20 protein-coding genes and 1 pseudogene are annotated in these 19,820 nt (G+C 64.5%); 16 read left to right on the top strand and 5 right to left on the bottom strand.

Annotated elements, in window-relative coordinates; translation table 11 throughout:
* The first annotated feature begins 12 nt into the window (after window positions 1–12).
* The 6 genes from kynA (at window position 13) to B015_RS0126970 (ending at window position 5,514) form a co-directional block, all read left to right on the top strand.
* Window positions 13–810 carry a tryptophan 2,3-dioxygenase gene (gene kynA / locus B015_RS0126995; RefSeq protein ID WP_051092013.1) on the top strand — a complete coding sequence of 266 codons (798 nt, stop codon included), beginning with the start codon at window positions 13–15 and terminating at the stop codon, window positions 808–810.
* 43 nt (window positions 811–853) lie between these two features.
* Window positions 854–1,990, top strand: a complete 1,137-nt coding sequence (locus B015_RS0126990; protein ID WP_018430883.1) for an ABC transporter substrate-binding protein — start codon at window positions 854–856, stop codon at window positions 1,988–1,990.
* A gap of 181 nt (window positions 1,991–2,171) precedes the next feature.
* Complete coding sequence (locus B015_RS0126985) at window positions 2,172–3,092, top strand: branched-chain amino acid ABC transporter permease (protein WP_018430882.1); 921 nt, start codon at window positions 2,172–2,174, stop codon at window positions 3,090–3,092.
* 25 nt (window positions 3,093–3,117) lie between these two features.
* A complete protein-coding gene (locus B015_RS0126980; RefSeq protein ID WP_026227781.1) occupies window positions 3,118–4,089 on the top strand; it encodes a branched-chain amino acid ABC transporter permease in 972 nt (323 codons plus the stop codon).
* Complete coding sequence (locus B015_RS0126975; RefSeq protein ID WP_018430880.1) at window positions 4,082–4,831, top strand: ABC transporter ATP-binding protein; 750 nt, start codon at window positions 4,082–4,084, stop codon at window positions 4,829–4,831. The genes B015_RS0126980 and B015_RS0126975 overlap by 8 nt, the downstream gene beginning before the upstream one ends.
* A complete protein-coding gene (locus tag B015_RS0126970) occupies window positions 4,828–5,514 on the top strand; it encodes an ABC transporter ATP-binding protein (protein WP_018430879.1) in 687 nt (228 codons plus the stop codon). Before B015_RS0126975 ends, B015_RS0126970 begins: the two co-directional genes overlap by 4 nt.
* A gap of 45 nt (window positions 5,515–5,559) precedes the next feature.
* Here B015_RS0126970 and kynU read toward each other — a convergent pair whose 3' ends face one another.
* The 4 genes from kynU to B015_RS0126950 all read right to left on the bottom strand — a co-directional run bounded on the left by kynU (window position 5,560) and on the right by B015_RS0126950 (window position 9,581).
* On the bottom strand, window positions 5,560–6,807 hold the full coding sequence (kynU, locus tag B015_RS0126965) for a kynureninase (RefSeq protein ID WP_018430878.1): 1,248 nt from the start codon (window positions 6,805–6,807) through the stop codon (window positions 5,560–5,562).
* A 15-nt stretch (window positions 6,808–6,822) separates the two neighbouring features.
* Window positions 6,823–7,746 (bottom strand): ABC transporter permease, encoded by a 924-nt coding sequence (locus B015_RS0126960; RefSeq protein ID WP_018430877.1) that lies wholly within the window; start codon window positions 7,744–7,746, stop codon window positions 6,823–6,825.
* A gap of 5 nt (window positions 7,747–7,751) precedes the next feature.
* Complete coding sequence (locus B015_RS0126955) at window positions 7,752–8,531, bottom strand: ABC transporter ATP-binding protein (protein WP_018430876.1); 780 nt, start codon at window positions 8,529–8,531, stop codon at window positions 7,752–7,754.
* Between the two features lie 63 nt (window positions 8,532–8,594).
* The gene (locus B015_RS0126950; protein WP_018430875.1) at window positions 8,595–9,581 is read right to left on the bottom strand and encodes an ABC transporter substrate-binding protein; all 987 of its coding nucleotides are present in this window, start codon (window positions 9,579–9,581) and stop codon (window positions 8,595–8,597) included.
* Between the two features lie 156 nt (window positions 9,582–9,737).
* On the opposite strand from B015_RS0126950, the gene B015_RS0126945 reads away from it, so the two are divergent.
* The 3 genes from B015_RS0126945 (at window position 9,738) to B015_RS0126935 (ending at window position 12,098) form a co-directional block, all read left to right on the top strand.
* Window positions 9,738–10,520 carry a GntR family transcriptional regulator gene (locus B015_RS0126945; RefSeq protein ID WP_018430874.1) on the top strand — a complete coding sequence of 261 codons (783 nt, stop codon included), beginning with the start codon at window positions 9,738–9,740 and terminating at the stop codon, window positions 10,518–10,520.
* On the top strand, window positions 10,517–11,485 hold the full coding sequence (locus B015_RS0126940; protein ID WP_018430873.1) for a pyridoxal-phosphate dependent enzyme: 969 nt from the start codon (window positions 10,517–10,519) through the stop codon (window positions 11,483–11,485). The genes B015_RS0126945 and B015_RS0126940 overlap by 4 nt, the downstream gene beginning before the upstream one ends.
* An 88-nt stretch (window positions 11,486–11,573) precedes the next feature.
* A complete protein-coding gene (locus tag B015_RS0126935; protein WP_018430872.1) occupies window positions 11,574–12,098 on the top strand; it encodes a MarR family transcriptional regulator in 525 nt (174 codons plus the stop codon).
* A 69-nt stretch (window positions 12,099–12,167) separates the two neighbouring features.
* Here B015_RS0126935 and B015_RS31680 read toward each other — a convergent pair.
* Window positions 12,168–13,026: pseudogene (locus B015_RS31680) on the bottom strand (helix-turn-helix domain-containing protein).
* A 105-nt stretch (window positions 13,027–13,131) separates the two neighbouring features.
* On the opposite strand from B015_RS31680, the gene B015_RS0126925 reads away from it, so the two are divergent.
* The 7 genes from B015_RS0126925 (at window position 13,132) to B015_RS0126895 (ending at window position 19,818) form a co-directional block, all read left to right on the top strand.
* Entirely contained in the window at window positions 13,132–13,680 is a 549-nt protein-coding gene (locus B015_RS0126925; RefSeq protein ID WP_026227779.1) for a cysteine hydrolase family protein, read from the top strand.
* Between the two features lie 175 nt (window positions 13,681–13,855).
* Entirely contained in the window at window positions 13,856–16,183 is a 2,328-nt protein-coding gene (locus B015_RS0126920; RefSeq protein ID WP_026227778.1) for a bifunctional salicylyl-CoA 5-hydroxylase/oxidoreductase, read from the top strand.
* Window positions 16,180–16,962: an SDR family NAD(P)-dependent oxidoreductase gene (locus tag B015_RS0126915; protein WP_040457325.1), complete on the top strand. Its 783-nt coding sequence runs from the start codon at window positions 16,180–16,182 to the stop codon at window positions 16,960–16,962. Before B015_RS0126920 ends, B015_RS0126915 begins: the two co-directional genes overlap by 4 nt.
* Before the next feature lie 2 nt (window positions 16,963–16,964).
* Window positions 16,965–17,807, top strand: a complete 843-nt coding sequence (locus B015_RS0126910; RefSeq protein ID WP_157632931.1) for an enoyl-CoA hydratase family protein — start codon at window positions 16,965–16,967, stop codon at window positions 17,805–17,807.
* Window positions 17,808–17,810: 3 nt separating this feature from the next.
* Window positions 17,811–19,004 carry an acyl-CoA dehydrogenase family protein gene (locus B015_RS0126905; RefSeq protein ID WP_018430866.1) on the top strand — a complete coding sequence of 398 codons (1,194 nt, stop codon included), beginning with the start codon at window positions 17,811–17,813 and terminating at the stop codon, window positions 19,002–19,004.
* A 9-nt stretch (window positions 19,005–19,013) separates the two neighbouring features.
* A complete protein-coding gene (locus B015_RS0126900; protein WP_018430865.1) occupies window positions 19,014–19,430 on the top strand; it encodes a thioesterase family protein in 417 nt (138 codons plus the stop codon).
* Window positions 19,423–19,818: a RidA family protein gene (locus B015_RS0126895; protein ID WP_018430864.1), complete on the top strand. Its 396-nt coding sequence runs from the start codon at window positions 19,423–19,425 to the stop codon at window positions 19,816–19,818. Before B015_RS0126900 ends, B015_RS0126895 begins: the two co-directional genes overlap by 8 nt.
* Window positions 19,819–19,820 lie beyond the last annotated feature (2 nt).

The raw sequence follows: 19,820 nt of genomic DNA, 5'->3' as shown, positions 1-19,820 counted from the left end.
GAGGGTGCGGAAATGTCGTTCAAGGACCGCATGTCCTACAGCGACTACCTGCATCTGGAGAAAGTACTGGACGCGCAATCGCCGCTTTCGACCGCCCATGACGAAATGCTGTTCATCATCCAGCACCAGACCTCGGAGCTGTGGATGAAGCTGGCGCTGCACGAGATCGGTGCCGCCATCCGCTCGATCCGAGCCGACCGGCTGGAGCCTTCCTTCAAGATGCTGACGCGCGTGTCGCGCATCTTCGAGCAACTCAACAGTGCCTGGGACGTGCTGCGCACCATGACGCCGAGCGAATACACCGAGTTCCGCAACTCGCTCGGCCAGTCCTCGGGCTTCCAGTCCTGGCAGTACCGCGCCATCGAGTTCATGGCTGGCAATCGCAACCCAGCCATGCTGCGCCCGCATGCGCATGCCCCCGAACTGACGGCACGGCTGGAGGCGATCCTGGCCCAGCCGTCGCTCTATGACGAGGCGATCCTGCTGCTTTCGCGCAACGGCTTCAATGTTGGCGCGGAGGCCAGCAAGACCGACTGGCGCGAGACGCGCAGCGAAAGCGAGGAGGTTCTAGCGGCCTGGCAGGCGATCTACCGCGAGCCGCAGCGCTACTGGATGTTCTACGAGCTGGCCGAGAAGCTGGTCGATTTCGAGGACTACTTCCGCCGTTGGCGTTTCAACCACGTTACCACTGTTGAACGCATCATCGGCATGAAACGCGGCACTGGCGGGACCTCGGGCGCATCGTATCTCAAGAAGATGCTGGAGGTTGAACTGTTCCCCGAACTCTGGAAAGTTCGTACCCGGCTCTGAAGCTTTTTTGCATTACAAAGAAAACACTGGGAGGGAGAACCTGATGAAGAAGATTATTGTGGCTGGCATTCTCGGCCTGTCGCTGGCGGCGTCGAACCTCGCTTATGCCGAGCCGGTGAAGATCGGCGTCATCACCACGCTTTCAGGCGGCGGCGCCGGCCTCGGCGTCGACATGCGCGACGCCTTTGAGCTGGCGATGAAGAAGTCGGGCAACAAGGACGTAGAGCTCGTTGTCGAGGACGACGCGCAGAAGCCCGAGATCGCCGTCCAGCTCGCCGAAAAGATGATCCAGAGCGACAAGGTCGATCTGCTCACCGGCATCATCTGGTCGAACCTCGCCATGGCGGTGGTGCCCAATGCCGTGTCGCAGGACATCATCTACCTGTCGCCCAATGCCGGCCCATCTGCGCTGGCCGGGGCCAAGTGCAACAAGAACTACTTCAACGTCGCCTACCAGAACGACAACTTCCATGAGGCGATGGGGCAGTACGCCAACAAGGACTACAAGAAGACGTTCATCCTTGCGCCGAACTATCCGGCCGGCAAGGATTCGCTGACCGGCTTCAAGCGCTATTACAAGGGCGATCTGGCCGGCGAAATCTACACCCAGGTCGGCCAGACCGACTACGCCGCCGAAATCGCCCAGATCCGCGATTCCGGCGCCGACTCTGTGTTTTTCTTCCTGCCCGGCGGCATGGGCATCGCCTTCATGAAGCAATACGCCCAGTCGGGCGTGAACATCCCGGTCATGGGCCCGGGCTTCTCGTTCGACCAGGACATCCTGCCGGCAGTCGGTGACGCAGCACTCGGCGTCAAGAACTCGGCCAGTTGGTCCAAGGACCTCGACAACGCCGCCAACAAGGAGTTCGTCGAAGCGTTCCAGGCCGAATATAAGCGCCTGCCCTCGGTCTATGCCGCCCAGAGCTGGGATACGGCCAACCTGATCCTGTCGGCGCTCGGCAAGGCCAGCGTCAAGGACAAGGACGCCTTCCGCGCAGCCCTGAAGGCCGCCGACTTCAAGTCGGTGCGCGGCGACTTCAGCTTCAACACCAACAACCATCCGATCCAGAACATCTATGTTCGCGAGGTGGTGAAGGAAGGCGACGTTCTGACCAACAAGATCGTCGCCACCGCCTTCGAAAAGCACGGCGACGCCTACGCCGAGCAGTGCAAGATGTAGCTAGCTTCCTTCTCCCCGCCTGCGGGGAGAAGGTGCCGGCCTTCGATAAATTCAGGACCGGATGAGGGGCTGGGCATACACCCTTGGGTGCAGCGCTGCCCCTCACCCTTACCCTTCCCCGTGAACGGGGAGAGGGGGATGTCTTCATCACATCCTCAATCCAGCCAGCGAAAGCGTCCCCTTGTCCATCGCACTGCTCATCGAGCAACTCCTCAACGGCCTGCAACTCGGAGTGATGCTGTTCCTGATGGCAGCGGGCCTGACGCTTATCTTTGGCGTGATGGGGCTGATCAACCTCGCCCATGGCTCGCTCTACATGGTCGGCGCCTTTGCCTGTGCGGCGGTCGCCGCCGCCACCGGCTCGTTCTGGATCGGCCTCATCGCCAGCCTGATCGCCGCGGCAGCGGCCGGCGCCATCATGGAAATGACCGTCATCCGCAGGCTCTACGACCGCGACCATCTCGACCAGGTGCTCGCCACCTTCGCGCTGATCCTGATGTTTTCGGAAGGTACGCGCTGGCTGTTCGGCTCTTTCCCGCTCTATCTCGATATTCCGCCGCAACTCCAAGGCGCCGTGCCACTGCCCGGCGGCGGCCAGTACCAGCTTTACCGCCTCACCATCATCGGCGTCGGCATCGTGGTTGCGACCGGGCTCTATTTGCTGATCTCGCGCACGCGCCTCGGCATGCGCATCCGCGCCGGCGAATCCGACCGGGAGATGATCGCAGCGTTGGGCGTCGACATCCGCACGCTCTACACCGTCGTCTTCGCGCTGGGCGCAGCCCTTGCCGGCCTCGCCGGCGCCATGGTCGGGGCGCTGCAGTCGGTGCAGGTCGGCATGGGCGAACCGGCACTGATCCTCGCCTTCGTCGTCATCGTCATCGGCGGCATCGGCTCGATCAAGGGCGCATTGTTTGGCGCCATCCTCGTCGGCGTCGTCGACACCATGGGCCGCTTCCTACTGCCCAAGGCACTGGCGCTCGCGATGCCTGCAGCCGAGGCCGGGCCTATCGGTGCGGCGCTGGCCTCCATGCTGATCTACATCGTCATGGCGCTCATCCTCGCCTTCAGGCCGAGCGGCCTGTTTGCGGCGCAGTCGTGAGGCGACCATGACCGACGCCCCCCTGATGAACCGCGAATCCATCGTCAACACGCTGCTGGCGCTGGCATTGCTCGGCTTTCCGCTGGCGGCGCAGGCGATGGGCGAGCCCTTCTACATCACGCTCGCCACGCGCATCGTCGTGCTCGCGCTCGCAGCCGTTGGCCTCAACGTAGCACTTGGCCTCGGCGGGCTGGTGTCCTTCGGTCACGCCGCCTTCTTCGGCCTCGGCGGCTATGCCGCCGGCATCCTGGCGACCCATGCCTTCAATGCCGAGCCGCTGCTGTTCGATTTCGAGGGCACCACTTCGATGCCCATGATCTGGCTGGCGGCAATCGTCATCTGCGGCCTGATCGCCCTTCCGATCGGTGCCATCAGCCTGCGCACGACCGGCGTCTATTTCATCATGATCACGCTGGCCTTTGCGCAGATGATCTACTACTTCGCCGTTTCATGGCCAGCCTATGGCGGCGAAGACGGGCTGTCGATCTATGTGCGCAACACATTTCCCGGCCTGAACACCACCCAGCCCCTGCCCTTCTTCCTGATCTGCTACGCCCTGCTTCTGGCAGCACTCGCGTTGTTCTGGATGCTGCGCGGCTCGCGCTTCGGCGCGGCACTTGAGGCAGCACGCCAGAACCCGGTCAGGCTCGCCGCCGTCGGCATTCCCCCGTTCAACATCCGCCTCGTCGCCTTCGTCATCTCGGCAATGGTGACGGGCGTCGCCGGTGCACTGTTTGCCGACCTCAACAAGTTCGTCAGCCCGGCGATGATGTCCTGGCACATGTCGGGCGAACTCATCGTGCTGATCATCCTCGGCGGCAAGGGCCGGCTGTTCGGGCCGCTTGCCGGCGCCATGCTCTATGTGCTGATCGAATACGCGCTCGGCGGGATCACCGAGCGCTGGCAGTTCTTCCTCGGCCTTATCCTGCTCTCAGTGGTGCTGTTCGCGCGCGGCGGATTGCTCGGCCTGTTGGCCGGAAAGGCGCGTCATGGCTGAGCCGATCCTCGAAATCCGCGACCTTCGCAAGACCTTTGGCGCGCTGAAAGCCACCGACGGCGTCAGCCTGACGCTGAAACCAGGCGAAATCCACGCGCTGATCGGCCCCAACGGTGCCGGCAAGAGTACGCTGATCCACCAGATATCGGGTTCGATCCGCCCCGACAGCGGCTCGATCCGTTTCCTCGGCCAGGACATGGCTGGCCTCGACATGGCCGCCCGCGCCCGGCTCGGACTTGGCCGGAGTTTCCAGATCTCGTCGCTCGCGCCGGAATTTTCGGCGCTTCGCAACGTCATGCTGGCGGTACAGGCGCGGCAAGGCTCAAGCTTCCGCTTCTTCAGGCCGGTCATGAGCGACCGAAGCCTGACCGGACCGGCCATGGCGATGCTCGAGCGCGTCGGCCTGGCACCCCGCGCGCATCTGCCGGCGGCGGAGCTTTCGCATGGCGAGCGCCGGCAGCTTGAGATCGCCATCGCGCTGGCGCTCGGCTCCAAGGCGTTCCTGTTCGACGAGCCGATGGCCGGCATGGGCCCCGAAGGCTCGAAAGCGCTGACCAGGTTCCTCGACGGTCTGCGCGATGAGGCGCCGATCCTGCTGGTCGAGCATGACATGGACGCGGTTTTTGCGCTCGCCGACCGAATCTCGGTGCTGGTCTATGGCCGCGTCGTTGCCACCGGCAGTGTCGACGAGATCCGCAACGATCCGGAAGTCCGCCGCGCTTATCTCGGAGAAGCCGCGTGAGCCTGCTCGAACTCAAAGGCGTGGAAACCTTCTACGGCGCTTCGCAGGCGCTGTTCGGCGTCTCGCTCGACGTACGCGAGGGCGAGGTCGTCGCACTGATGGGCCGCAACGGCATGGGCAAGACCACAACCATCGGCTCGGTGCTCGGACTGGTCCGTCCACGCGGCGGCTCGATCCGCTTCGGCGGCCGCGAGATATCGGGTCAGCGCCCGCACCGCATCGCCCGCCTCGGCCTCGGCCTGGTGCCGGAGGGGCGGCGCTGCTTCCCCAATCTCACCGTGTTCGAGAACCTCGTCGCCGCCTCCCGGGGCAGCGACTGGACCTACGGCAAGGTGGTCGACCTGTTCCCCCGCCTTGGTGAACGCCGTGAGCAATACGCCAACACCTTGTCGGGCGGCGAGCAGCAGATGCTGGCCATAGGCCGCGCGCTGATGACCAATCCGAGCCTGTTGATCCTCGACGAGGCCACCGAAGGCCTCGCGCCCGTCATTCGTCACGACATCTGGGCGGCGATCCGCAAGCTCAAGGCCGCAGGCCAGTCGATTCTGGTGGTCGACAAGACACTGTCGGAACTGTTGCCGGTAGCTGACCGCTGCTTCGTGTTGGAAAAGGGTGTCACGGTGTTCGAAGGCACACCGGGTGCGCTGACACCCGAGATCCAGGATCGTTATCTCGGGGTGTGAAAAAGGGCGGCAAAAGCCGCCCTTTTGCTTCGAGATGATAGGCGCTTACGTCACCGCCGACTTCACGGCGAAACGCGCATCCTGCCAGGCGCCGGTGCGAAGGATGTCCTCCAGCACCTCGACCGCCTGCCAGACATCCTTGTAGCCGACATAAAGCGGCGTGAAGCCGAAGCGGACCGTGGCCGGCGCGCGGAAGTCGCCGATGACGCCACGTGCGATCAGCGCCTGCATGAGGGCGTAGGCGTTTTCATGCTCGAACGAGACCTGGCTGCCACGCTTGCTGCCATCGCGCGGGCTTTCCAGCTTGAGGCCATAGGCACCGCATTTGGCTTCGACCAGTTGGATGAACAGGTCGGTCAGGGCGATGCTCTTTTTGCGCAGCGCCTGCATGTCGACGTCGTCCCACACATCGAGCGCGCCCTTGAGCGCACGCATGGTCAGGATCGGCTGGGTGCCGCACAGGAACCGGCGGATGCCGGCGTCCGCCGCATAACCCTGTTCGAAGGCAAAGGGCCTGGCATGGCCCCACCAGCCGCTCAACGGCTGGCTGACATCGGCGAGGTGACGGGTCGCAGCATAGATGAAGGCCGGAGCGCCCGGGCCGCCATTGATGTATTTGTAGGTGCAGCCAACGGCGAAATCGACATTGGCACCGTCGAGGTCTACCGGCAAAGCACCTGCCGTGTGGCAGAGATCCCAGACGATCAGGGCGCCGGCCGCCTGGGCCTGCCTGGTCAGCGCCGCCATGTCGCGCAGCTCGCCCGACTTGTAGTTGACGTGGTTGACGAGAACCACCGCAACCTTGTCGTCGATCAGCTCTTCGATGCTCGGCGCATCGACGCCTTCGAGGCGCAGCACGGCACCTGCCCGCGTCGAGGCAACGCCTTCGGCCATGTACAGGTCGGTCGGGAAGCTGTTGCCCTCGGCGACGATGACCGAACGGTCCGGCCGCATCGCCAGGGCTGCATGCAGCACCTTGTAGATGTTGGTCGAGGTGGTGTCGCACACCACCGTCTGGCCGGGTGCAGCGCCGATCAGGCGGCCGATCCGGTCGCCCAGTTCGGTCGGCATGTCGAACCAGCCTGCGGTGTTCCAGGCACGGATCAGGTCCTGCGCCCACTCCTTGGACGCAGCCGCCTGGAGCTCGCCGAAGGCGGCGTGCGTCGCAGCCCCCAGCGAATTGCCGTCGAGATAGATCACCCCTTCCGGCAGGATGAAGCGGTCGCGCATCGACCGCAGCGGATCGGCAGCATCCATCGCCTCGACAGCGGCGAGATCGGGAATTCCGGTCATGTCAAACAATCCTGGTTATTCGCGGACGGTTTCGCGAGCGGGGAGCGGGCCGCGGCTGCGCTTGAGGCTCGGCAGGGCCAGCATGGCAAGCACGAACAGGCCGGTGGCGAGCTTGAGATCGGGGGGCGGCATGCCGGCGGCAAGGCAGAGCGAAACCAGCTGGTAGTAGACGATGGCGCCGACAAACGGGGCCGCGAGCTGGCGCAGCACCGTCTGCTTGCCGATGATGGCTTCGCCGATCATCAGCGCGGCAAGGCCGTTGATCAGGATGCCGAGACCCATGTTGACGTCGGCAAAACCCTGGCTCTGTACCATCAGCGCGCCGCTGGTGGCCGAGAATGCGCTGGCAAGGCCGACGCCGCCGATGGTGGCGACCCAGACATTGATGCCCTGTGCCTCGGCCATGTCAGGGTTGGCGCCGACGGCGCGAATGGCAGTGCCCTTCTCGGTCTTGAAGAACATGTTGAGCAGCACGAAGACGATGGCGCCGATGATGCCGGCGACGATGATCTTGCTGACCGGGAAGCCCGGCTGGACGAAAGGCGCCCAGTCGAAGACGGTCGGCGCGCCGAACACCGACAGGTTGGACTTGCCCATGATGCGCAGGTTGATGCTGTAAAGCATCGTCATCATCAGGATGCCGGCCAAAAGCGTGTGAATGCGGAAGCGCAGGTGGATGAAGGCCGTGCAGCAGCCGGCGAGGAAGCCGGCGATGAGGGCGACCGCAATCGCCGTCAGCGGCGAAGCACCGCTCGCCAGCAAAACGCCGCAGACGCAGCCGCCGAGCGGAAACGCGCCCTCGCTGGTAAGGTCGGGGAAATTCAGCGTGCGGAACGGGATCATGATGCCAAGCACGACGAAGGCGAGGATGAGGCTTTGTGCCAGCGTGACCGGGATCAGCGCGACGAAGCTCGTAAAGATGGTCTGGATAAGGTCCATGGTGATCAGCTCGCCAGCAGCATGCGGTCGGTCTTGACGGCGAAATGGCCGATCAGGTCCGGAACAGTGGTCCTGGCCTTCTCGTCGCCCGAGATCTCGAGGCGGAGCTTGCCGGCATCGAGCATGATGACGCTGTGACCGAAATCGACAGCGTGCTGCATGTTGTGGGTCACCATCAAGGTGGTGAGCTTGAGCGCCTCGACGGCACGCACGGTCGCCTTCATGACGATGTCGGCGGTGCGAGGATCGAGCGCTGCGGTGTGTTCGTCGAGCAGCAGGAGCTCGGGCTGGCCACCGACCGCCATGATCAGCGACAGCGACTGGCGCTGGCCGCCGGAGAGCAGTTCGACGCGGGTGTCCAGGCGGTTTTCGAGGCCGAGGCCGAGCAGCGCCAGCCGCTCCCTGTAGTCGGCAAGCCGCTTGGCGTTGAGGCCCTGGCGCAGGCTGCGCTTCTTGCTGCGCAGTTCGGCGAGCAGCATGTTCTCGGCCACCGTCATGGAGGCGGCGGTTCCCTTCATCGGGTCCTGGAACACGCGGGCAAGCCGCATGGCGCGAGTGTGCACCGGCAGATCGGTGACGTTGTCGCCATTGATGAGGATCTGGCCGGAATCGAGCACCAGCGCACCCGAAATGGCATTGAGCATGCTGCTCTTTCCGGCGCCGTTGGAGCCGATGACGACGCCGAATTCGCCGGTGGCGAGCTTCAGGTCGAGGCCGTCGAGGGCAACCTTCTCGTCGGGTTGTCCCTTGTAGAATACCTTACGTGCAGATCGGATTTCGAGCATCCGTCCCTCCCGAAATGGCAACGGCGCGTGAAACGCCGTTGCCAGGTTTGACGAAGCCGAAAATCAGTCGACGATGCACTTGCAGTCGGCGAGCGAAGCCGGGATCTCGATGCCGAAGGCAGCCATGGCCTTCTTCGAGATCGTCGCAGCGTGGTCCTCATAGGCCGGACGCGACGGAGCGATGGTCTTGGGATCCTTGCCCTTCAGCACTTCGGCGGCAATCTTGCCGGCGTTGACGCCGACCTGCTCGTAGTTCACCGCGAAGCTCGCGGGCACGACACCGTCGCGCACGGCGTTGTCGTCGGCGTTGACGACGGGGATACCGGCCTGGCGGGCGGCAGCCGCAACCGCCGGGATGGCCGGCTGGATCAGGTTCGAGGTCGGGCCATAGATCACGTCGACCTTGCCGGCCAGCGAGGCGATGCGCTGCTGGATGTCGTTGACATTGTCGATACCCACTTCGACGACCTCGAAGCCGGCAGCCGGCGCGGCTTCCTTGATCTTCTCGACCAGGGCGACGTCATTGGCTTCGCCCGGGTTGTACGGCACGCCGAAACGCTTGGCGTTCGGCAAAAGCTTCTTGGTAAATTCCATCACCGCTGCGACGTCCTGCAGATCGGTGGCGCCAGTCATGCCGTCGTCACCAGCTTCCCACGACGGCACCAGCTTGGCGGCGACCGGATCGGTGACGGCAGCGAAGATGACCGGAATGCCCGAGCCGGCGAGCGCCTTCTTGGCGATCTGCGAGACCGGGGTGGTGATGGTGTAGAGCATCTTCGGGTTTTCGGCCTGCAGCTTTGCGATCATCTGCGGCACGAGCGAAGCGTCGAAATTGGTGTGGCTCTCGGTGTAGACCACATCCTTGCCCTCGGCGAAGCCGTTCTCGGCCAGCGCCTTCTTGAAGCCGGCGATCGCGGCGTTGAGCTGCGGATGCTCGCCGAAATTGGCGATGCCGATCTTGACCGGATCGGCGATGGCAGCGCTCAGGCTCGTGGCGAGCGCGCCAGCCAGGATGAGGCCCGACAGCAGGCCGGACTTGAAGCTCTTCATGAATTCCTCCCAGAATGAAGCACTGCCGGTACGCCAGCAGCTTGACCAGAAGATGAGCAGACCCTGAAGCAGCTGTCAAACGATTATATATAATTCTTGCCATGACTCGACATCATATATAATCCTGAGTCTCAAGCGGTGCTGCGGAGGACAGCGATGCAGGATGAAGAAGAGCATTCCACAAAAACGGAAGCGGCCTACCGGCTGCTGCGCCGCGATATCCTGACCACGCGCCTGCTGCCAGGCGCTCCGCTCAAGCTCAGCGCCCTGCGTCAGAGCTATGGCGTCGGCTGGACGCCGTTGCGCGAGGCCTTGTCGCGGCTCGAGGCCGAGCGCTTGGTCACCGCCATTTCAAACCGCGGCTTCACCGTTGCTTCCGTGTCGCGCGGCGAACTCGAAGACCTCGCCCGCGCCAGGATGGTGGTCGAGCTGCCGCTGCTGATGGAATCGATCGAAAAGGGCGGCAGCGACTGGGAAGAAGCGGTCGTCACCGCGCATTATCGCCTGTCGCGCTGCAAGACGGCAGTTGAAGACCCCTCCGACGAGGCGGTCGACGCCTGGGACGAGAAGCACGAGGCCTTCCATGCGGCGCTGCTCAGTGCCGCTCAGTCGAGCTGGCTCCTGCGTTTCCGCTCGACAATATCAGACCAGTTGCGCCGGCATCATCGTTTCCTCGGCCTCGCGCCGACATTGCGCGCCGCCGCCGGCCAGAAGGACGGGTTCGAGGAAGCCATGGCAGCCCTGCAGGAGGCGCAGTCGATCGACCCGCATACGGCCCTGATGGAGGCCGCGCTCGACCGCGACCTCGAACGCGCCAAGGCACTGATGATCGACCACATCGGCTACACGCTGCATGTCTATGTCCACACCGGCGACTACAGCGGCAGCAGGCACGCCGCCCGCCCCGGCAGCCTCAGGTCCCGGTCGGCGGCCGAATGACCGCCCCCTACCGCCCGTCGCTGGACGAGATCGCCGCTGCGCGCGCCCGCATAGCACCTTACGCTCCGCGCACACCGCTTGTCCGGCTCGACCTCGGCCTGCCCGACCGGCAGATTTTCCTAAAGCTCGAGACGCTGTCGCCCATCGGCGCGTTCAAGCTTAGGCCGGCGCTGAACGCGCTGCTTTCCCGCGACGCGGCTGCGCTCGCCAATGGCGTCGCCACCACCAGCTCCGGCAACATGGCCTATGGCATGGCGTGGGCCGCCAACAGGCTCGGCTTGCCGATGGCCGCCTACATGTACGCAGGCGCACCGCAGACCAAGATCGATGGTGTGCGCCGCCTCGGCGGCGAAGTGCGCTTCATCTCGCTCGAGACCTGGTGGCAGTACATCATCGGCGCAGACAGGCCCGACTTCCCGGAATTGCTGATCAACCCGGTGACCGACCAGGCGGTACTGTCGGGAAACGGCTCCATCGGCATGGAAATCGTCGAGGACCTGCCGGAGGTCGACGTCGTGCTCACCCCCTATGGCGGCGGCTCGATGACGTCAGGCGTGGCAAGCGCCGTGAAGGCGCTGCGCCCGCAAACGAAAATCTTCGCCGTCGAGGACGAAAACGCAGCCCCGGTGACGGCAGCACTTGCCGCAGGCCGCATCGTCGACATCGAGACGCTCCCGTCCTTCGTCAAGAGCATTGGCGGCCCGTCCTTGGTGCCGCAGCTGTGGCCGGTGGCGCGCGAGCTGATCGACGGCGCCGTCACCGTCAGCCTCGAGCAGGTCACCGCGGCGATGCGGATGCTGTTTGCGAAATCCAAGGTTGTGGCCGAGGGCGCAGGGGCAGCCTCGCTGGCTGCAGCGCTTGCCAGTCCTGATGCCACCGGCAGCGTTGTCTGCGTCATTTCAGGCGGCAACATCGACGCCGAGGCCTATTCGACGGTACTCGCAGGCGGCATCCCCAGCGCCTGAACCTTTCAAGCTTGTACTATCGAGCGAAACGGTCCTACAACAGCCCGGTCGGACCGGCCTGTTCTGCGGTTCGCGGCGAGGACGGCTGATGGAAGAGCGCAAGGATACGGCAAACGCCGAAGGCTGGGTGGACGGCGAGACCAAGGTGCTGGAAGCGCCCGCCGATCATGGCACCGAATTGCGCCTGTGGCTGCGACTGCTCACCTGCTCGACGCTGGTCGAGACCGAAGTGCGCCGGCGCCTGCGTGAAGAGTTCGATTCCACCCTGCCCCGCTTCGACCTGATGGCGCAGCTCGAGCGCGCCCAGGACGGCATGGTGCTGGGCGAAGTGTCCAAGCGCATGATGGTGTCGCCCGGCAACATCACTGTCTTGGTTGAGCGCCTAGCCGAAAGCGGCCACATCAGTCGCACCACCTCGCCGACTGACCGCCGCGTCCAGATCATCGCCCTGACGCCCTTCGGCCGCGCCGAATTCGAGAAAATGGCAGCGGCACACGCCGACTGGATCGGCGACCTGTTCGGCACGCTGTCAGCCAAGGACGGCGCGATCCTACTCGATGAACTCGCCAAGCTGAAGCGCTCGATCGTCGCGTCACTGGCCAAGGGCGCTTGATCGAACCGGCTGGAGCAATTCCAGGAAAAGTGCGCAGCCGTTTTCCGTCCGGAATTGCGCAGAAACACTCTATGCGCGAAATCGGGCGCGGTAGTCGCTCGGCGTCAGCCCGACGATACGGACAAAGACCTTGCGGAACGCACCGGGATCGCCGTAGCCGACTTCCCATGCCACCTTGTCGACCGACTGCATGGTGAATTGCAGCAACTCCCGCGCCTTGCCGACGCGCAGGCGCTGGCCATATTCCGTGGTCGTCAGCCCGGTCGCCTTCTGAAACCGGCGCAGGAAGGTACGCTGCTCCAACCCGGCCAATGCCGCCAGGTTGCCGAGATCCAGGTCCTTGCCTTCGCTCGCCTGCAGCCAGTGCTGCACCTTTAGGATTGCCGCGTCACCATGGCTGAGCCGCGGCGCGAATGTGCTGTAGTAGCGCTGTTCGCGTCCGGGCGGATCGAGAGCGAGAACCCGGGCCGTCTCGATCATCACGGTCGGCCCGAGAAAGCGGTCGACGAGTTTCAGGCCAAGGTCGGTCCAGACCATCAGGCTGCCGGCGGTGATGATGTCGCCGTCATCGATGAGCAGCCTGTCGGTGTCGAGTTTGGCTTCGGGAAAACGCGACCGGAACGCCTCGTCATAGACCCAGTTCGTCGTCACCGGCCGCCCGGCCAACAGCCCCGTCTCGCCGAGCAGGAAGGCGCCGGCGCAGACGGACGCCAGCACACCGCCGGCACCATGGCGCTGGCGCAGCCAGCCGGCGACAGGTGCGGCATGTTCGGGCGAGATCGGATCGCCGAGTGAGCGGCGCACCCCGGCTCTTGCGCCCGGCAGTGCGGTTGGCCAACTCGAACAGGTCCGTCATGCCGAGCACCGCCGACATCTGCGCACCAGGGAAGAACACCAGACCTATCTCGATGAGGTCGCCCGTTGCCATTTGTCGAAATCACCCCTTGTTATGTCGATATCGCCAATAGGCCGGCACCATAATCCATTGCATCTTCCAGACAACATCCTTCCCAACAGCAAAGGCATCGGGGACATGAGCAAGCGCGCGGTGATCGCCATCGATATCCAGAACGAATATTTTCCGGACGGGAACATGCCCCTCGTCGGCATCGAAAAGGCGGCCGCCAACGCTGCCCGGGTCATAGAGGCGGCACGCTCCAAGGGCGACACCGTCATCCATGTCCGCCATCTCTCGAAGAGCGCGGATGCGCCAATCTTTGCGCCCGGTACGCCAGGCGTCGAGATCAACGCCGCTGTCGCCCCGGCCAATGGCGAGAAGGTCATCACCAAGAACCACGTCAATTCGTTCCGCGAGACCGATCTCAAGGCAACGCTGGACGCCAAGGGCATCGAGGAAGTCGTCATCGTCGGGGCGATGAGCCACATGTGCGTCGAAGGCGCCACCCGCGCTGCAGCCGACTTCGGCTACAAGGCGACCGTCGTCCACGATGCCTGCGCCACCCGCGACCTCGAATTCAACGGCAAGACGGTGCCAGCTGCCCAGGTCCACGACGCCGTCATGGCAGCCATCGCCTTCGGCTATGGCGAACTCATGGATACGGCGACTTACCTGTCCAGATAGCATTCACGGACTCTGCCTCTGCCCCGGTCGCGCGCATGCCGGCCGGGGTCTTTGCGCCTTCATTTCCAAAATAACTTTAAGCTTGAAGTTTTTTTCGAAACCGGCCATGGTGCCGTCATGGTCAGGGTCGGGCACGCATGTCCATCTGGCCGCACGGCTTCAGGAGGAGGACGGCATGCGCATTGTCTGTATCGGTGGCGGACCGGCCGGTCTCTATTTTGCCCTGCTGATGAAGAAACAGCATCCCGAGCACCAGGTCACCGTCGTCGAGCGCAACCGTCCCTTCGACACCTTCGGCTGGGGCGTGGTCTTTTCCGACGCAACCATGCAGTCGATGCGCCAATGGGACCCGGCCACCGCCGAGACGATCGAAGACGCGTTCAATCACTGGGACGACATCGAGCTGGTATTCAAAGGTCGCAAGATCCGCACCACTGGGCACGGCTTCGTCGGCATCGGCCGCAAGAAGATGCTGAACATCCTGCAGGAGCGCTGCATCGAGCTCGGCGTCGAACTGGTGTTCGAGACCGACGTGCAGGGCGACCAGGATTTCCCCGATGCCGACCTCATCATCTCGTCCGATGGCGTCAACTCGCGCATTCGGCACAAATATGCCGACATCTTCAAGCCCGACATGGTGATGCGGCCCAACCGCTACATCTGGCTCGGCACCGACAAGCGTTTCGACGCCTTCACCTTCGATTTCCAGCGCACCGAGCACGGCTGGTTCCAGGCCCACATCTATCGTTTCGACGACAACACCTCGACCTTCATCGTCGAGACCACCGACGAGGTGTTCAAGGCGCATGGCATCGACGAGATGGACCAGGACCAGTCCATCGCGTTCTGCGAAAAGCTGTTTGCCGGCACGCTCGACGGCCACAAGCTGATGACCAACGCGCGCCATCTGCGCGGCTCCGCCTGGCTGAACTTTGGCCGCCTGATCTGCGACAAGTGGAGCCACTTCAACGGCCAAAGCCACGTCGTCTTGATGGGCGACAGCGCCCACACCGCGCATTTCGCCATCGGCTCCGGCACCAAGCTCGCCATCGACGACGCCATCGAACTGACCCGCCAGTTCGACATCATCGGCCACGACAAGGCCAGCATCCCGGCCGTGCTCGACGCCTATGAAGAGGTGCGCCGCGTCGACGTCGCCCGCATCCAGAACGCAGCCCGCAACGCCATGGAATGGTTCGAGGTCGTGGGCACCCGCTACGCCGACACGCTCGAGCCCGAGCAGTTCATGTATTCGATGCTGACCCGTTCGCAGCGCATCAGCCACGAGAATCTGCGCCTGCGCGACAAGGACTGGCTGGAAGGCTTCGAGCGCTGGTTCGCCGAACGCGCCGGCGTCTCGCCCGCCCCCAACGGCTCGGTGCCGCCACCGATGTTCACGCCATTTTCGATCCGCGGCCTGACGCTGAAGAACCGCATCGTCATGTCGCCTATGGCGATGTATTCGGCCACCGACGGTGTGCCCGACGATTTCCACCTCGTCCATATCGGCGCACGCGCCATGGGCGGTGCGGCTCTCGTCTTCCCGGAGATGACCTGCGTGTCGCCGGACGCGCGCATCACGCCGGGATGCCTCGGCCTGTGGAACGACGAGCAGGCGCAGGCTTTCAAGCGCATGGTCGACTTCGTCCATCAGCAGACACCGGCTAAGATCGGCATCCAGATCGGCCATGCCGGCCGCAAGGGTGCGACCAAGGTTGCTTGGGAAGGCATCGACCAACCTGTAACCTCGGGTGGCTGGCCGCTGATCTCGGCTTCCGCCCTGCCGTATCTCAAGCATTCCGACATGCCGCGCGCCATGACCCGCGACGACATGGACCGTGTGCTGGCCGACTTCGTCGGCGCCACGGAGCGCGCCCGTGACCTCGGCTTCGACATCCTCGAACTGCACGCCGCCCACGGCTACCTGCTGTCGTCCTTCCTGTCGCCGCTGACCAATTTGCGCGACGATGAATATGGCGGCAGCCACGAAAACCGTGCCCGCTATCCGCTCGAAGTGTTCCGCGCCATTCGCGCCGTCTGGCCTGAGGACAAGCCGATCTCGGTGCGTCTCTCGACCCACGACTGGTATGAAGGCGGCAACACGCCCGAGGATGCGGCGATCTTCGCCAAAATGTTCAAGGACGCCGGCGCCGACATGATCGACTGCTCGTCAGGCCAGGTGGTCAAGGAAGAGCAGCCGGTCTATGGCCGCCTGTTCCAGACGCCTTTCTCCGACAAGATCCGCAACGAGATCCAGGTGCCGACCATTGCGGTGGGCGCAATCTCGGAAGCCGACCACGCCAATTCGATCATCGCCGCTGGTCGCGCCGACCTCTGCGCGGTTGCCCGTCCGCACCTCGCCGACCCATCCTTCGTCATGCATGAGGCGGCGAAGATCGGTTATGCCGAGCAGGCCTGGCCGAAGCAGTATCATTCGGCCCGCGCCCAATATGTGAACAACCTCGCCCGCGCCGCGACGGCAACACCTGCGGGCAAGGCATGAGCATGGCCAAGCGTCACGCCCTCGTCACCGGCGCCGGAAGCGGCATCGGCCGCGCCATCGCCTTGGCGCTCGCCGCCAACGGCCACAGCGTCAGCCTGTGCGGCCGCCGGGCCGCTCCGCTCGAAGCCGTGCGCGACGAGATCGCCAAGGCTGGCGGCGAAGCCTTTGTGCTCGACGGGTTCGACGTCACCGATACGCATTCGGTCGAGGCAGGCGTCGCCAGGGCGATTGCCCAGGCCGGCGACATTTCAGTGCTGGTCAATTGCGCCGGCGAAGCACCGTCGGCTCCCTTCGACAAGACCGACCTGGCATTGTGGAGCCGGGTCATCGGCATCAATCTCACCGGCACGTTCCTGGTGACACAGGCAGCACTTGCCTCGGTCAAGCGCGCCGGCAAGGGCCGCATCGTCAATGTCGCCAGCACCGCCGGCCTGACTGGCTACCCTTACGTCTCAGCCTATTGCGCTTCCAAGCACGGCGTGGTCGGCATGACGCGCGCGCTGGCGCTGGAGCTTGCCCGCACAGACGTCACCGTCAACGCCGTCTGCCCCGGCTTCACCGACACCCCCCTGCTCGACGGTGCCGTGGAAACCATCACCGGCAAGACCGGCCGCTCGGCGGACGAGGCGCGCGCGGCACTTGCCCGCGCCAATCCGCAAGGACGCCTGGTGAGCCCCGAGGAAGTGGCCGACACGGTGCTGTGGCTCGCCTCGGAAAAGGCCACCGCAATCACAGGCCAAGCGATCCCGGTTGCCGGCGGCGAAATTCTGGGAGGATGACGATGACCAACCCGATGCAGGACAAGAAGCGTCCGTTCAAGGATCACAAGGCCAGGCATTTCCTGTTCGAGACCGATGCCGACGGCCGCGTCGCCACGATCACGCTCAATCGTCCCGAGAAGAAGAACCCGCTGACCTTCGAGAGCTACGAGGAACTAACCGACCTGTTCCGTTCGCTGGCGCGCGCCAGCGACGTGCGCGCCGTGGTGCTGACAGGCGCTGAGAACAACTTCTCCTCCGGCGGCGACGTGTTCGACATCATCGAGCCGCTGACCAAGATGTCGATGCCCGACCTCATCGACTTCACCCGCATGACCGGCGACCTGGTACGCCAGATCCGCGCCTGCCCGCAGCCGGTCATCGCAGCCGTCGACGGCATCTGCGCCGGCGCCGGTGCGATCCTCGCCATGTCATCAGATTATCGCATCGCCACGCCTGAGGCGAAGACCGCCTTCCTGTTCAACCGCGTCGGCCTGGCCGGCGCCGATATGGGCGCTTGCGGCATCCTTCCCCGCATCATCGGCCAGGGCCGCGCCGCAGAACTGCTGTTCACCGGCCGCGTCATGACCTCGGTCGAAGGCCATGCCTGGGGCTTCTACAACGCCCTGCATGAGCGCGGCACGTTGCTGGGCGCTGCGCAGAAGTTCGCCCGCGACATCGCCGACGGCCCCTGGTTTGCGCACACCATGACCAAGAAGATGCTCGACCAGGAATGGGCGATGGGCATCGACCAGCTGATCGAATCCGAGGCCCAAGCCCAGGCGATCTGCATGGCGACAGGCGATTTCCGCCGTGCCTTCGAGGCTTTCGCCGCCAAGTCCAAGCCGGAATTCAAGGGGAACTGAGTCATGGCCGCGCATTTGATGCCGACCGGTGCGCCGGCCCGTGACCATCTGGACTGGCCGTTCTTCGCCGACAGCCACAAGACGTTGGTAGCCGAACTCGACGGTTTCATCGCCAAGGGCGGGCTCGGCGACATCGATCATGCCGACGCCGACGGCGCCTGCAAGAAGCTGGTGAAAGCACTCGGCGCTGCCGGCATCTTGCGCAACTGCGTGCCGGTGGCCTTCGGCGGCGTGTCCGAGCAGATCGACAGCCGCTCGCTCTGCCTGATCCGCGAAACACTTGCCTATGCCGACGGTCTCGCCGACTTCGCCTTCGCCATGCAGGGTCTTGGCACCGGCGCGATCAGCTTGTCGGGCTCGGACGCGCTCAAGCAGGCCATCTTGCCGAAGGTCGCCCGAGGCGAGCTGATCTCTGCTTTCGCGCTGACCGAGCCGGAGGCCGGCTCCGACGTCGCCGCGATGAGCACCTCTGCCCGCCGCGACGGCGATGCATACGTGCTTGACGGCGAGAAGATCTTCATCTCCAACGGCGGCATCGCCGACGTCTACACCGTCTTTGCCCGCACCGGCGAAGCACCTGGGACCCGCGGCATCTCGACCTTCGTCGTCCATGCCGACACGCCCGGCTTCTCGATCGCCGAACGCATCGAGACGATCGCGCCGCATCCCCTGGCCCGCATCCGCTTCGACAATTGCCGCATCCCGGCGTCGCAACTGCTTGGCGAACCGGGCGAAGGTTTCAAGATCGCCATGCGCACCCTGGATATTTTCCGGCCGTCGGTGGCTGCCGCGGCACTCGGCTTCGCCCGCCGTGCACTGGACGAGGCCGTTGCGCACGCCAAGTCGCGAAAGATGTTCGGGGCGACATTGGCCGACCTGCCGACAGCGCAGAGCACGTTGGGCGAGATGGCGACGGCCATCGACGCTGCGTCGCTGCTCACCGTGCGCACCGCCTGGCGCCGCGACGTGCAGAAGCTGCCGATCACCCGCGAGGCAGCGATGGCCAAGATGACCGCCACCGAAAATGCGCAGTGGGTCATCGACCAGGCGCTGCAAATGTTCGGCGGCCGCGGTGTGCGCGTCGGCGAGATCACTGAGCGGCTCTATCGCGAGATCCGTGCGCTGCGCATCTATGAAGGCGCCACCGAAGTGCAAAAGCTGATCATCGGCCGCGAGCTGATGAAGGCTGCGAAGTAGGAGCGCCCCGTGCCCTTCCGCACCTCCAGGCCGCTGCGTTTCGGCGACTGCGATCCCTCCGGGATCGCCTATTTCCCGTCCTATCTGAACATTCTCGTCGGTGTTCTGGAGGAATTCTTCGGTGATGCCGGCGCGCCCTGGAAACAGCTCGTCGACGAGCGCCGCATCGGCACGCCGACGGTGCGGCTGGACCTCACCTTCGTCCATCCGGGCTACCACGGCGACATACTCGATTTCGAGCTGTTCGTCCGTCGCATCGGCCGCTCGTCGCTCGACCTCGAACACAAGGTTTCGGCCGCTGGCACCCTGCTCTGGAGCGCTCGCCACAGCGTGGTCGCGACCTCGCTCGACACCCACAAATCGCTTGCCTGGCCGGACGACCTCCGCGCCGCGCTCGAAAGCCGCCTGGAGACGTCAGATGCATGAGATCCTGCAACCCGAGGGCTGGGCCAAGCCTGTCGGCTATGCCAACGGCGTGGCGGCAACCGGCCGCACCATCTTTGTCGGCGGCCAGATCGGCTGGAACGCGCAGTGCCAGTTCGAGACCGACGACTTCGTCGGTCAGGTGCGCCAGACGCTGGAAAACGTCGTCGCCGTGCTGAAGGCCGGCGGCGCCGAGCCGCACCACATTACGACCATGACCTGGTACTTCACCGACAAGAAGGAATACACCGAAAACCTGCGCGGTCTCGGCCAGGCCTATCGCGACGTAATCGGCCGCCACTTCCCGGCCATGGCCGCCATGCAGGTGGTGGCGCTGGTCGAGGACCGCGCCAAGATCGAAATCCAGGCCACCGCGGTCATCCCGGCATAGCC

The sequence above is a fragment of the Hoeflea sp. 108 genome, assembly GCF_000372965.1.
Lineage (GTDB): Bacteria > Pseudomonadota > Alphaproteobacteria > Rhizobiales > Rhizobiaceae > Aminobacter.
This window is presented reverse-complemented; position numbering and strand designations above follow the sequence as displayed.